The following is a 13,120-nucleotide window of genomic DNA, read 5'->3' as shown; positions in this document are numbered from 1 at the left end:
GTGGCGACATCGGGTGAGCGGATGCCCGAAGCCGGGCCATCCGCGGAGAGTGCGCTACTTGCGGCGCTTGTAGAACGGCAGCGCGATGACCGTGGCCGGCGCGCGGGTGCCACGCACGTCGATGAACACCTCGGTGTCGAGTCGGGCCAGCGCCGGCGGCAGGTAGGCCATGGCGATCGGGTAGCCGAGCGTGGGCGACAGCGCGCCACTCGTGATGACACCCTCCGCTTCGGTGGCGTCGGTGCTGCGGAAGATCCGGTACCCGGCGCGGCCGGCACGCTTGCCGGCCGAGACCAGGCCGACGAGTACGGGCGCATCGCCGGACGGACCCTCTTCGCTGGCGGTGCGACCCACGAAGTCGGTCGGCTTGGCGAGGTTGACGACCCGGCCCAGGCCCGCCTGTGCGGGGTACGTCGAGGTGGTCAGCTCGTGGCCGTAGAGCGGCATGCCGGCTTCGAGGCGCAGGGTGTCGCGGCTGGCGAGCCCGGCCGGAACCAGGTCGTGCGGCACGCCGGCGACGACGATGGCGTCCCAGAGGGCGAGGGCGGCGACGCCCGGCAGGTAGATCTCGAAGCCGTCCTCGCCGGTGTAGCCGGTGCGGGCGATGAGCACCGGCGTGCCCGCGAACGTGGCCGCGAGGGCGCGGTAGTAGCGGAGGCCCGTGAGGTCGCCGTCGATGGTGAGCCCGGCGGTGGACTGCACGATGGCGAGGGCGTTGGGGCCCTGCACGGCGATGAGGGCGGTGTCGTCGCTCTCATCCGTGACGGCGACGTCAAAACGCGCGGCACGCGCGGTGAGGGCGTCCAAGGCCTGGTCGTGGTTGCCGGCGTTGGCGACCACGAGAAAGTCGGTCTCGCCGGTGCGGTAGACGACGAGGTCGTCGATGATACCGCCGCGTGAGTTGAGGAGCAGGCTGTATTTGGCCTGCATAAGGTCGATGACCGAAAGCTGACCGGCCAGGGCGTGGTCGAGGAACTCGCCGGCCTGCGGGCCGCTGACCCGGATCTCGGCCATGTGCGACAGGTCGAAGAGTCCGGCGGTCTTGCGTACTGCGTGGTGCTCGGCGAGGTCGCTGGAGTAGCGCACGGGCATCTGCCAGCCGGCGAAGTCGGTGAAACTGGCGCCGGCGGCGACGTGGGCGGCGTGCAGCGGCGAGAAGCGTTCGGTCGCGGCGGCGGCGTTCGAGGAGGAGGTGGGGTCAGGGCTGGCCGAGGTCATGAGTTCTCCGGTTCGTCGCCGGGCAGATGCCGGACGAGTTGCTCCGGGGCTCGTTCGAACCCCGTTGGGAACTCCCCCTCTGTCGTCTGGCCTGAGAGCTTCACCGGCGCGTGCGCCGGCTTTCACCGTGGGCGGGACTTGGCAGTTCTGACCGGATCCCGCTGACGCGAAACCCGGACGCGCTGTGCTCGTCCGCTTTTCAGAGTGGCCCGTTCGATGCGGTACGAGTACCTGAGAGATTGTCGGGGAGGATTGCTCCTTCGGTGTTCGCTCGTCTCTACGACGTCGAACTCTCCCGCATCGACCGTGTGGCCCGATTTTCAGTTGATTGTCGTGCGAATGAAGTCTATCCGACCAGCGCGCCCGGGTGCGTGGCGCAGTGGGTGCAGTGTCGGTGGTAGGTGAGACGATCTCAGTATGAGTATCGCTGACGAGGTACTACCGCCCGCTCCGGACGATGACGACTACTCTCCGGAGCCCATCCTGGACGACCGTGTCCAGGCCGATCTGGTCCGGCACACCGAACGGATCGCGGCCGATGACCGCCTCATCGCCCGGGCCCAGGCCCGCCGGATCGAGCACCTGCTGGACCTGCAGGACTGGAGCGAACAACCCCAGGTCGCCCGCCGCACCATCGTGAGCGAGACCGCGTGCATGACCCGGGTGGACGAGCGCACCATCGACCGGCAACTAAACGAGGCGCGGTTCCTCAGCTCGTACGCACCGGCGACGTTCGCGGCGTTCTCCAGAGCGGAGATCAGCTACCGGCACGCCACGACCCTCCTCGGGCAGCTACTCACTCTGCCCGATGGGGGCCAGGCGGCGTTTGAAGAGAAGGTGCTGCCCGACGCGAAACGCCTGCCGGTGGGCCGGTTCCGTGACAAGGCCCGCCGGCTGCGGGAGAGACTGCACCCGGAATCGATCGTGACCCGGCACCGGAACGCGCTGGCAGACCGGCGTTCGTACTGGGAGGCCGCCCCGGATGGAATGGCGTGGCTGCACTGGTACGGCACCGCGCACGACACCAATGCCGCCTACGACCGGATCAACGGCATGGCCGTGCAGCTCAAGCACCTCGGCGACCCGAGCCCGGCCAACCAGACGGATGGCGCCAGCAGCGGTGACCAGCGACGTCGACCACACCGACCCCAGGGCCGGCGGCGGCAGCACCGACAGTGACAACCTCGCCCACCTCTGCGAACCCCACCACCGACTCAAACACCTCAGCCAGTGGCGGGTCACGCAGGAACCAGGTGGGATCCTGCACTGGACCTCACCGGGCAAACGCAGCTACCGCACCGACCCCGCCAACCCGATCGGCCCACCCCGACCCCGACCACCGGTCGCCGGGCCGAAAACCCGGAAGCGACCCGCCGACGAGACCTACCTGACTCCCCGGCAGCGGCCGACCCGGCACCCGACACCGCCGGTACCGGAGAACCCGCCGTTCTAGAAGCCGGAGGAGCAGCCAACGAGGCTAAAGGAGCAGCTTGAAACCCACGTGGGAGGAGGCGAAGCCGAGGCGCTCGTAGAAGCGGTGAGCGTCGAGACGGGAGGCGTCGGAGGTGAGCTGTACCAGCCGACAACCGCGTCCGCGCCCGTACTCAACCGCCCAGGTCAGCATCTCGCTGCCGAGGCCGTTGCCGCGAAGAGCGGCGCTCACGCGCACCGCCTCGATCTGCAACCGGGTAGCGCCGGACCGGGCGAGCCCGGGCAGCACCGTCAGCTGTTGAGTGGCCACCACCTTCCCGGCGGGATCGTCGACGACAACGAGCAGTTGGTCTGCCGCTTCGTCGATCGCGGTGAAGGCAGCCAGGTAGGGCGCCAGATCCTGCGCCGCGGTGGATTCCTCATCGGATCGCAGCTGGTCGTCGGCGAGCAGGCCGATGATCGCGGGCACGTCCTCAGCGAGCGCTTGTCGCAGGGTGAATGGTCCGCCGGGTAGGTCGAAAACAGCCTCAGTCATCCATCCAGCATGCCAGCGCACGTTTGTCAGCGCGGACCCGAAATGCCGCACGCCCGGACCGCCGCCGCCCACGACAGGTGGGCGGTGGCGATCCGGGCGTGTGTGCCGATGCCTCGGCCGGTTAGTAGCTGTTCGAGAAGACCGGAGCGCCGTCGACCATCTTCACGGTCCCATTGACCGAGAAATTCATGGTTGCCGTTTCCGGCGACGCCTGGCCCCGATAGTCAGTGTTCGTGTAGGTCACGGTCGCCGAGCCGCGATCTTCCGTGGCGAGGTACCACTCGTTCTTGTACGAGTTGCCCAACGACGTCACGGCCGGCTCATCGATGGTCCAGACGACATCGGTGATGGTGCCGTAATCGAACACGTAAATCGGGCAGTCGTCGGCATTCAGCACCTTCTGCGCCGCGCAGCCGGCGAGATATTCCGCCACCTGCTCATTTATGGACGAGGTGAACTTCGCCGTCGGTTCGAGCTTCAACTGCGCACTACCTGATGAAACAACCATTCCGACCTGGACCGTCTGCGGCTCGGCTGCAAGCCACTCGGCGTCCCCTGCACTGCCGATGACATAATCTCCGGCGAAGGCGAGAACCTCCAGATAACCGGACTCCTGGACTTCACTGGTCAGCTCGATGACGGTGCCGTTGACATCGACCGATTCGATACCCGGCGCGACGGAGACCGACACCGTCGGCAGCCAGACCGGGTCCAGGGTCCAATTATCGAAGAACAGGGCCGTCTTCCCGGACTTCGTCAAGGTGTAGCTCGCATCCTCCTTGACCCCGTCCAGATCGATGTCGGCAGTCACCGTGGCGGTGTCGCCTGCGGTGCTGACATCGGTGATCGTGAATCCGGTGATCCGGCCCTCGGTCGCCTTCAGCACCTTGTCGGTGAGCAGCACCCCCTGCTCCCCGGAGCCGTCGACATCACCGATCGCCACGGCAGCCGATGCGTCACCGGCCACGAGCGCGTCCAGGTAGCTTTCCACCTGGTTCTGCGGGCTGTAGACCATCTGATTGACGATAGAAACGGCGATGGATGCGCCGAGCACGACGACGACACCGGCCCCGACGGCGGCGAGCACAATCCGCACCCGACGCTTCTTCTCCGGGGTCATCGGCACGGTCGCGGTAACACCATCATGCTGGGGCAGGACCACGGCGGGCTCTCCAGAGCCGACGGGCTCTCCGGTTGCGCCGGGGGCGGCGCTGGCGGCGGGAACCTTGGTCGGCTCCGGCAGCACATACGTACCGGGCACCGCGAACGGCACGCCGACCAGTCCGGTGATCTTGGCCGACCGGGTGAGGACGGCGGCGGGGAGGAGCTGCACCAGGGTCGGGGCCGCGAAGACCGCGACGACCTCGACGAGGGCGCCCAGCGCGGCGAAGACGATGAATGTCCACGCGGCCAGTCCGACGACGCCGGAGGCAGCGGCAGCCCCTTCGATCAGGGAACCGGCACCCGCGAGAAGGCCGTCGAGGCTCTCGCCTGCGCCGGCCGTGTCGACGCTCGTCCAGCCGCCGATGCCACCCACAATCGAGATGACGATGCCCGCGACAGCGAACGACACCACCGTGGTCACCCACGACATGGCCGCAGACAACCTCAGCTGCCCGCGACGAAGACGCAGCACGGTACCCGTGACCAGGATGAGCAGAAGGTTGGCCACCAGGATCAGCACAGTGGCCCAGCCGGGCAGCTCAGCGGGCATCCAGAAGCTGTTCGACGAACCGGTCAGCCCACCCAGGGCGGCCAGAGAACCACCGAACGTGAGCGGTGCGAGGTTCACGAAGCCGAGGCCGTCGACCACAGCGGTCGGAAGCCAGAAGAACGCCGTCAGGAGAGCGTTGACGCCGCCGTTGATCACGGACCAGACCAGCAGTCCCACGGTGACCAGAACGGCGAGCACACCGAGGTGCAGCCCGACGACCGGCAGCGTCGACCGCACGGATGCGAACACGGTGGTGGCGGCCGGTGCCACGACGGCAGGCGTGATGCCGGCGGCCGCGCGGGCCACCCGGGCCCGGGCGACATACGAGGCGAGGGTGCCCAGAACGACAGCGCCCAGGAAGGCCGTGAATGACGCCGACGTCGCGGTCCCGGTGGCGGTCGTGAATCCCAAGTAGCTTTCGGAACCGTCACCGAGCACATAGGTGAGCGGTGTGACGGCCGCGACGATGACGACAAGAATCGCCAGCACCACACCGCTGAGCGCCGACAGCAACCAGCGGATGCCGCGCGTCCGGCTCGGCGCGATCCGTTCGTCCCTGCGGGCCACGAATGCGGTGGCGATGATCAGGAAGGTGGTGACCAGCAGCGGAAGCCAGAGCACGGAGACGGCGGCCGAGATCCCCATCACCGTGGCGCCGATGGTGAGCGTGCCGGCAACGGCCAGGCCAACGATCTGAGCGGGCGCCTGGAAGGCCAGTCCCCAATCGAGGGATGCGTCAGCGGCGGCGACGAACACGAGCAGGGTGAACACCAGCGCCAACAGCCAGGTGGCGGCGTAGACAACTACCGGGGCGATCGCGGCGGCGATGAACCGTTCGGCCGGGATGCCCCGCACCATTGAGGCGACGCGGGTGCCGACGGTCGGTCCGGTCGGCGCCGGTATGGTCGGCAGCGTGGCACCCGGAGTACCGTACGGAGCCGCGACCCGCTCAGTCGGCGCGGGCGGCGCAGCGGCCGGACCTGCTGCCGGATCTGCTGCCGGTTCTGCTGCCGGTTCTGCTGCAGCGGCCGGCTCAGTTGCCACCGCGCTTTGGTCTGTATTGTCTGTGCCCGTTCCGGAATCGTCTCCGGAATCGGGATTCCCACCCAATTGTGAATTATTCATGCTTCCCCCAGTTATCGTTTCGAAGCGTATCGCAATCAAACAGCTGGCCAGCGGCCAAGTCCGTTCCCCGTGTAACGATCGGAACACTACTCGGCACCGGCACAATGGACCAATGCACATCACGGACGTCACCCCCGCCGATCTCGAGGCCGTGACCACCCTCTGGGAGGAAGCCGGCCTCACCCGCCCGTGGAATCCGCCCGCCACCGACCTCCATCGCGCGCTGGACGGATCGACATCGACAGTGCTCGGTGCCTTTCGCGACGGCAGACTGGTCGGCACCGTGATGGTCGGCCACGATGGCCACCGCGGCTGGGTCTACTACCTGGCCGTCGCCGTGCCCGAGCGCGGCATGGGCCTCGGTCGCCGGCTGATGCAGGCCGCCGAAGCCTGGCTGGTGGAACGCGGCGCCGTCAAGCTGCAGCTCATGGTGCGAGAGAGCAACACCGCCGTCACCGGTTTCTACGACCGGCTCGGCTATGCGGATGCCCACGTGCGCGTTGTCGCGAAACGGCTCGACTGATCTCACTCCCCGGCAGCCGGGGTGCTTGGTTTTCCACCGGGAGCGTGATTCGCTGGGGTCATGTCGAATCAGGGGAGCTCACCCGACGAGCCCGTCGGCGCCACCGGCCTGCCGATGTTCCCGCTCGGTTCGGTGCTCTTCCCCTACATGCCGTTGCAGCTGAGGGTGTTCGAGGAGCGCTACCTCATGATGCTGGCGAGCATCCTCGAATCGGAGCCCGCGGAGTTCGGTGTGGTCCTCATCGAACGCGGCCAGGAAGTGGGCGGTGGCGAGCACCCGTTCAGTACCGGGACCGTGGCGCAGGTGCTCGAGCTGGTGGCGCCGGAGGGGTTCGTCGGCCTCGTCGCGCAAGGAGACCGGCGCATCGAGGTGATCGAGTGGCGCCAGGACGCCCCCTACCCGCAGGCCGTGGTGCGGGAGCTGCCCGCCCTGGTCTGGGACGACGCCCTCACCCCGTTGCGGGTGCTCGCCGAGCAGACCGTGCGTCGTACCCTGTCGCTGGCCAGCGAGTTCACCGACGATGCTTGGTCGGCCAACGTCGCCCTGTCCGAGGACCCCGTCGAGGCCGCCTGGCAGCTGGCCGGCATCGCCCCGGTGGGTCCGCTCGACCAGGTCGCCATGTTGCGGTCCACCAGCATGGCCGGCCTGCTTCGGGCGATTTTCGACCACACTGAAGCGGCCGCCGACGCGTACAGGGTGCCCGGCCCCGGTGAGCTGGACGCGGATGATTTGAACACGGATGACCTGGACCCTGACGACCCGAACGCCTGACCCTCGCGAGCGACCGCGACCGGCTCGTCATCGGTGCCGGCGGTGTACCGTCGCGCGCCGTTGAGCACTGGAGCATTCCGGGGCAGCATGGGGGCATGCCCCCTCAATCGTCCTCCCCCTCGTTCTCACGGTCCGTCGGCTTCCCGATCCCCCGCCACGACCGCTTCCCCGATGGGTCGGTCAAGGCCAGCGGCTTTGAACTCGACGGCAAACTCCACGGACACTGGGAGTGGTTCCGTCTCGACGGTTCGCTGATGCGTTCCGGGGAGTTCGACCTGGGTCACCAGGTGGGCTTGTGGCGCACCTGGGACCGCACCGGGCGCCTCGTGAAGGAGACCTCGTTCGACCGGTCGACCCCGGGCACCAGCCCCGCGGACCCTGCCACCCGGTGATGACATGGCCGGAAACCGGATCGGCACCGGCACAATATTCGACGCCGATGTCCTGATCGTGGGCGCCGGGCCCACCGGGCTCGCCCTCGCCCGAGAGCTGCACACCCACGGGGTCACCGCGATGATCGTCGACAGGGCAGCGGATGCAGCGCACGAATCCCGCGCGCTGGCTATCCAGGCACGCACCCTCGAGGTCCTCGCCCGCAACGGCCTCGCGGACGACCTCGTGAGCGCCGGCAACCCGACCGGGACGCTGTTGCTGCACGGGCGCGGACGCCGCCGCCGCGGCAGCCTGAGCGCTGCGCCCGCTCATGCCGTGTCCCTGTTCGACGAGGCACTGTTCGACGAGGCACTGCTCGACGAAGCAATCGGTGACACGCGCTTCCCGTTCCTGCTGTTCCTCTCTCAGGCCGGCACCGAACGAGTGCTCGTCGACCGCCTGGCCAGCGCGGGCGTCGGCATCCGCCGGGGTCTCACCCTGACGGGCCTGAGTCAGGACGATGACGGGGTCACCTGCACCCTCGACTCCCCCGGCGTGCCGCCCAGGACGGTACGCACCCGCTATGTGGTGGGCTGTGACGGCGCGCACAGCGCGACCCGGCACCTGGCCGGCATCGGTTTCTCCGGTCGAGCCTTCCCGCAGCGCTTCCTCCTCGCCGATCTGGAGGCCGACGGTCTGGAACCCGGCCGGGTGCACGTCTACCTGTCCGGAGCCGGTCCGCTGTTCCTGTTTCCTCTCGGCTCGCCGGCCGGCTGGCGGCTGCTGGTGATGCTACCGCCGGGCAGCCGCACCGGCCCCGTCACCCTGGCCCTCGCGCAGGCGGCCGTCACCCGGTACACCCGGGACACCATCGTGCTGCACGACCCGGTTTGGCTCACCGAATTCACCATCAGCAGTCGGCTCGCCGATACCTTCGCGCGCGGCCGGGTGTTCCTGGCCGGCGATGCGGCTCATATCCACAGCCCGGCCGGCGCCCAGGGCATGAACACCGGCATCCAGGATGCCGTGAACCTCGGCTGGAAACTCGCCCTGGTCTGCCGGGGCGCCGCCGACCCGGCGCTGCTCGGGAGCTACGAGCAGGAACGACTGCCGGTGGCCCGCTCGGTGCTGGCCGGCACCAACCGTGCCTTCACGGTGGCGACCAGCCAGCACCCGGTGCTGCGTGGCCTGCGGGCCGGCCCGGCCGTGCCGGTGGCCGCGTTGCTGCTGCGCAGCCGGATGGCGCGCCGCACCGGCTTCCGGCTGATCTCCGAACTGGGCATCCACTACCGGCGCAGCTCGCTATCGGTGGACGGGGTCCCCAGCCTCGACCGGGGGCCGCGGCCGGGCGAGAGATTCCCCCAGCCCGGGATGGGCGCGGTGCCGGTTTCTTCCGTCAGGACCGCAGCCGCCGGTCACGGCGCGGCACCGGGCCCGCCGGTGTTCCGGATGCTGCTCTGCGGGCCGGCCGCTGAGTGGCCCGATGCAAGGGTGCGGGAGTTTCAGGCCCGCTGGGCGCACCTGCTCACCGTGGAACTGACCCCGTCCGCACCGCGATCCCGCTGGTCGGCCGCTCCACGCGCCGCCGCCGTCTCGCGCCGACGATCCGGCCTGGCCCAGTATCTGGTGCGTTGGGACGGCTACGTCGGCTACCGCGCTGACGGCTCCGACCTTGACGGCGCCGACGCCTACCTCCTGGGGTTCGGTGCTCGACCGCTCCCGCCCTGACCGGGGGCGGGCTCGGCGGGGTCTGCTCCTCGACCGATGAACCAGTAGTAGCCATCGGCGTCCCGCCGCACCAGGTCGCCCGTGAGGTACCAGCCTCCGACGAAGCGCCGCCGGTACCGGGCGTCGTCCCGCAGGTAGCCGCGGAACATCGACGGCCAGTCGGCGCGAAAGGCGAGCTCGCCGATGGCACCCGGTTCGGTGACCAACACCACCCCACCGTCGTCCCCGCGCACGAACCGCCCGTCGGCGTCGGTGAGCAGCACGGCGGCCTGCACCCCGGGTAGCGGCCGGCCGAGCGCGCCGGGCCGAATCGGACTGCCCGGGAAATTCGCGAGCATTATGCCACCGGTCTCGGTCTGCCGCCAGGTGTCGTGCACCGGCCGCCCGAACGTCTCCTGGGCCCAGGCGAAGACCTCGGCATCGAGCGGTTCACCACCGCTGGCCACATGGCGCAACGCCCTGAGGTCATGGGCGGCCGCGAGCGCGGGGCCGGCCGCCATGAGCATCCGGAGCACTGACGGTGTGGTGTACCAGACCGTCACCCGCTGGTCGGCGAGCACACTGTAGGTGCGCTCGGCGTCGGGCTCGCCCTCCACGATCAAGACTGTCGCCCCGTGGACCAACGGCGTGATCACGCCATGCGAATTGCCGCTGACCCAGCCGGGGTCCGCAGTGCTCCAATAGACGTCCTTCGGGTGCAGGCCGAGGGCGTAGAGCCCGGCGACATAGAGCGAGGCGACGGCATCATGCACGTGCACCACACCTTTGGGCGGACCCGTCGTGCCGCTGGTGAAGTGGAGCATGGCCATGTCCTCCGACTGCATCGCCACGATGTCGCCGTACGGCGGGGCATCGCGCATCAGCGCGACCAGGTCGACGGTGCCGGGGTCCGGTTCTCCGTCGGCATCGATGAGGAGGACCTGCACCAGCTCGGGCAGTTCTGCCCGCACCGGCGCGACGGTTTCTCGGTACAGCTCGCGGGTGGTCACGAGCGCCCGCCCAGAGCCGCGCTTGAGTCGTTGCCGCCCCTGCTCGGGGTCGAAGCCGGAGAACATCGGGCAGAACACGCTGCCGTTCTTGAGGGTGCCCAAGGCGGCCACGAAGAGTTCGGGTATGCGTCCGCAGAGGGAGAAGACCCTGTCCGCCCGCTCGATTCCCAACCGCTGCAGCACACTGGCGAAGCGTCCGGTTTGTTCGGCGAGCTCGGCGTAGCTGAGCGGGTGAGTGGTGCCGTCGGTGCGCACGAACCGCAGCGCATCGTGTCCGGCGAGCGCTCCGGCAGCGTGGCGGTCCACGGCTTCGTGGGCGATGTTGACACCCCGGCCGTCCGGCAGCCCCGACAGCACCTGTCGCACCCGGTCCCAGCTGAACTCCGCATAGACCTGCCCGTAGTCGACCAGAGTCGACCGCACCACGAAGGACGCGGAGTCTGTGTCAAGCGGGGGCCGCGCCGGCGCGGGGTCTGAGGCGTTTGATCCTGCCGTCATGCCCCCATAGAACTCCTGCTCGGTCGCCCGGCATAGGGGCCGGCCACAGCAACAGGGCGGTCACAGAAACAGGGCGGTCAGCGCAGCAGGGCGAGGACGATCCGCAGCGCCACGACGGCGAGCGTCGCTCCGGCCAGCGCCAGCGCCGCCACGGTGAGGCCTCGACCTCTGGCTCCCGCGGGAATGACCCTGTAGGCCTGCATGGTGAAGTAGAGGCCGACGGCGCCGATGATCAAGGCCGGGACCGGGTACACCACGGCGACGACGAGCCCGAGCAGGGCAACCCAGAAGCCGGGCACCCGGCCGGGCGCCTTCGTCCAGTCCGCCTGGGGGGCGCCCATGGCGAGGAGGCGGTTGCCGTCCATCTTGGCGCGGGGATCGTTCACTGTGGAGCTCCTTCGAGGGTCCGTTGGACCAGATCGGCCGCGACCACTCATCGCTCCCATTCTCGTGCATCCGATGCGCCGGTGGGCGACAATCAGCCGCGGCGTCGTCCGGCGGCCGCCTCCAGCTCCAGGGGGGTGGCACTGGCCAGCGGAATGTTGAGAAAGTCAACCAGGGGCGCCAGCACCCTGAACCGTTCGACGACGGTATCGACGAAGCCGTCCGTGAGGGCAGACTCCCCGGGCAGCTGTGCGAACAGTGCCCAGCTGCGCACGCGAAGCAGGTCGGCGGCCGGATGCTCGGCGGGAAAACCCTTGGGGCCGCGAATGAGCGGCCGGCCGGCCAACGGCTCCGCCAGCCTGGCCAGCGACGCGTCGGCGAGCAGGCTGCGCATCTGGTCATGGTGGTCGAGCAGGTACTCGCGGATCGCGTGCAACTGGGGCGAGCCCGGAGAGTAGGCGCCGGCGGCCACCATCACGCCGTGCACCCCCACCTGCAGGAAGAATCCGGCGCCGCCGGCCTTCTCCAGGCCCTGCCGGGGCCAGTTCGCCGCCAGATGGGTCTTGTACGGGGTCTTGTCGTTCGAGAACCGCACATCGCGGTAGATCCGCAGCATCGCCTTCGGCGCCGGCCGCAGATAGTCGGGCGCGAACCCCGCCAACTGCAGGTTGATCGCCTCGATCACCTCGAGCATCCGGGCCTTCAGCTCAAACTCGTAAACGCCCTTGTGCTCCTCGAACCACTCACGGTTGTTGCGGTGTTCGAGCTCCTCGAGAAAGTCGAACGCCTGCTCGCTGAAATGGGGACCCACCTGCACGCTCCTTCGATCACGTCAGTCCATTGTCTCGCGGCCATCTCCGAGCCCGTTCTTGCGCGGGCCGCCTTGAACGCCCCGGCACACCGGACTAGATTCACTCCATCTACGCCATCTGGCACCTCCGGCCCCACCTCAATCGGCTCCCGAAGGGACAATCATGACCAGCGAACCGGCATCCCCCGACACCATCGTGCTCATCCACGGGCTCTGGATGACGCCCCGAAGCTGGGAACTCTGGGTTCCCTACTACGAGGCCAAGGGCTATCGGGTGATCACCCCCACCTATCCGGGCTTCGAGATCGAGGTCGAGGCCCTGCGCGAGAACCCCGAGATCATCGCGGACCTGACCGTGCCCGAGACCGTCGATCACCTCGCTGCAGTCATCGGCGCGCTCGAGACTCCCCCGATACTCATGGGCCACTCCTTTGGTGGCACCCTCACCCAGCTCCTCACCGCCCGGGGGTTGGGCGCGGCATCCGTCGCCATCAACTCGGCGCCGACGGAGGGAGTGCGGGTCACCCCGCCGTCGCAGATCCGGTCGTTCTTCCCGATCCTCAACAACCCGGCCAACTACCACCGGGCTGTCGGGTACACGGCAGAGCAGTTCCACTACGTCTTCGCCAACACGCTGAGCCGAGAAGACTCCGACGCCGTGTACGAGCGTTACCACATCCCCGCACCGGGCAACTGGGTGTGGGCATATGGGTTGATCGCCAACTTCAAGCCGGGCAAGCAAGAAACCTGGGTGGATTACGCGTTCGACGACCGGGCCCCGCTGCTGTTCATCGCCGGCGGCGCGGACCACATCATGCCCGCGTCGGTGAACAAGTCCAACGCCGACCACTACCGCAAGTCCGCGGCGCTGACCCAGTTCCACGAGTTTCCCGGTCGGTCGCACTGGACCTGCGGGGAACCCGGCTGGGAGGCCGTCGCCGACTACGCGCTGGACTGGGCGGTGACGCACGCCAGCACCGCACACATCCGTCGTGCAGAGCTGGCCTGACGGCTGGCCCTG

Annotated in this window: 13 protein-coding genes and 2 riboswitches; of the genes, 7 read left to right on the top strand and 6 right to left on the bottom strand. The window is 68.7% G+C overall.

Annotated features, from left to right (window positions below; genetic code table 11):
• Window positions 1–54 precede the first annotated feature (54 nt).
• The gene (gcvT, locus tag E3T19_RS18235) at window positions 55–1,218 is read right to left on the bottom strand and encodes a glycine cleavage system aminomethyltransferase GcvT (RefSeq protein WP_134409520.1); all 1,164 of its coding nucleotides are present in this window, start codon (window positions 1,216–1,218) and stop codon (window positions 55–57) included.
• A 72-nt stretch (window positions 1,219–1,290) separates the two neighbouring features.
• Window positions 1,291–1,426: riboswitch (glycine riboswitch) on the bottom strand.
• 1 nt (window position 1,427) lies between these two features.
• Window positions 1,428–1,526: riboswitch (glycine riboswitch) on the bottom strand.
• Window positions 1,527–1,635: 109 nt separating this feature from the next.
• Between gcvT and E3T19_RS18230 the strand changes: the two genes are divergently transcribed.
• Together E3T19_RS18230 and E3T19_RS18225 are read left to right on the top strand one after the other, a co-directional pair.
• Complete coding sequence (locus E3T19_RS18230) at window positions 1,636–2,397, top strand: DUF222 domain-containing protein (RefSeq protein WP_134409519.1); 762 nt, start codon at window positions 1,636–1,638, stop codon at window positions 2,395–2,397.
• On the top strand, window positions 2,339–2,671 hold the full coding sequence (locus tag E3T19_RS18225) for an HNH endonuclease (protein WP_166788923.1): 333 nt from the start codon (window positions 2,339–2,341) through the stop codon (window positions 2,669–2,671). The genes E3T19_RS18230 and E3T19_RS18225 overlap by 59 nt, the downstream gene beginning before the upstream one ends.
• 24 nt (window positions 2,672–2,695) lie before the next feature.
• On the opposite strand, the gene E3T19_RS18220 is transcribed toward E3T19_RS18225, so the two are convergent.
• Complete coding sequence (locus tag E3T19_RS18220; RefSeq protein WP_088455605.1) at window positions 2,696–3,184, bottom strand: GNAT family N-acetyltransferase; 489 nt, start codon at window positions 3,182–3,184, stop codon at window positions 2,696–2,698.
• A 121-nt stretch (window positions 3,185–3,305) separates the two neighbouring features.
• Entirely contained in the window at window positions 3,306–5,942 is a 2,637-nt protein-coding gene (locus tag E3T19_RS18215; RefSeq protein ID WP_134409517.1) for a hypothetical protein, read from the bottom strand.
• Between the two features lie 193 nt (window positions 5,943–6,135).
• On the opposite strand from E3T19_RS18215, the gene E3T19_RS18210 reads away from it, so the two are divergent.
• The 4 genes from E3T19_RS18210 (at window position 6,136) to E3T19_RS18195 (ending at window position 9,417) form a co-directional block, all read left to right on the top strand.
• Window positions 6,136–6,546, top strand: a complete 411-nt coding sequence (locus E3T19_RS18210) for a GNAT family acetyltransferase (RefSeq protein ID WP_103459509.1) — start codon at window positions 6,136–6,138, stop codon at window positions 6,544–6,546.
• A gap of 60 nt (window positions 6,547–6,606) precedes the next feature.
• Entirely contained in the window at window positions 6,607–7,317 is a 711-nt protein-coding gene (locus E3T19_RS18205; RefSeq protein WP_240632407.1) for an LON peptidase substrate-binding domain-containing protein, read from the top strand.
• Window positions 7,318–7,412: 95 nt separating this feature from the next.
• Entirely contained in the window at window positions 7,413–7,709 is a 297-nt protein-coding gene (locus tag E3T19_RS18200; protein WP_088455602.1) for a toxin-antitoxin system YwqK family antitoxin, read from the top strand.
• 4 nt (window positions 7,710–7,713) lie between these two features.
• Window positions 7,714–9,417 (top strand): FAD-dependent monooxygenase, encoded by a 1,704-nt coding sequence (locus tag E3T19_RS18195; protein WP_088455601.1) that lies wholly within the window; start codon window positions 7,714–7,716, stop codon window positions 9,415–9,417.
• Here E3T19_RS18195 and E3T19_RS18190 read toward each other — a convergent pair.
• From E3T19_RS18190 to E3T19_RS18180, 3 genes are all read right to left on the bottom strand, one after another.
• The gene (locus E3T19_RS18190; RefSeq protein WP_134409516.1) at window positions 9,378–10,904 is read right to left on the bottom strand and encodes an AMP-binding protein; all 1,527 of its coding nucleotides are present in this window, start codon (window positions 10,902–10,904) and stop codon (window positions 9,378–9,380) included. The two genes, E3T19_RS18195 and E3T19_RS18190, sit on opposite strands and share 40 nt — an antisense overlap.
• A gap of 77 nt (window positions 10,905–10,981) precedes the next feature.
• The gene (locus E3T19_RS18185; protein ID WP_134409515.1) at window positions 10,982–11,290 is read right to left on the bottom strand and encodes a hypothetical protein; all 309 of its coding nucleotides are present in this window, start codon (window positions 11,288–11,290) and stop codon (window positions 10,982–10,984) included.
• Window positions 11,291–11,382: 92 nt separating this feature from the next.
• Window positions 11,383–12,099, bottom strand: coding sequence for a DUF2461 domain-containing protein (locus E3T19_RS18180; protein WP_088455598.1), 717 nt, complete (start codon window positions 12,097–12,099; stop codon window positions 11,383–11,385).
• 163 nt (window positions 12,100–12,262) lie between these two features.
• On the opposite strand from E3T19_RS18180, the gene E3T19_RS18175 reads away from it, so the two are divergent.
• Window positions 12,263–13,108, top strand: a complete 846-nt coding sequence (locus tag E3T19_RS18175) for an alpha/beta hydrolase (RefSeq protein WP_088455597.1) — start codon at window positions 12,263–12,265, stop codon at window positions 13,106–13,108.
• Window positions 13,109–13,120: the final 12 nt, after the last annotated feature.

This window comes from Cryobacterium sp. TMT4-31, assembly GCF_004403385.1.
Lineage (GTDB): Bacteria > Actinomycetota > Actinomycetes > Actinomycetales > Microbacteriaceae > Cryobacterium > Cryobacterium zongtaii.
This window is presented reverse-complemented; position numbering and strand designations above follow the sequence as displayed.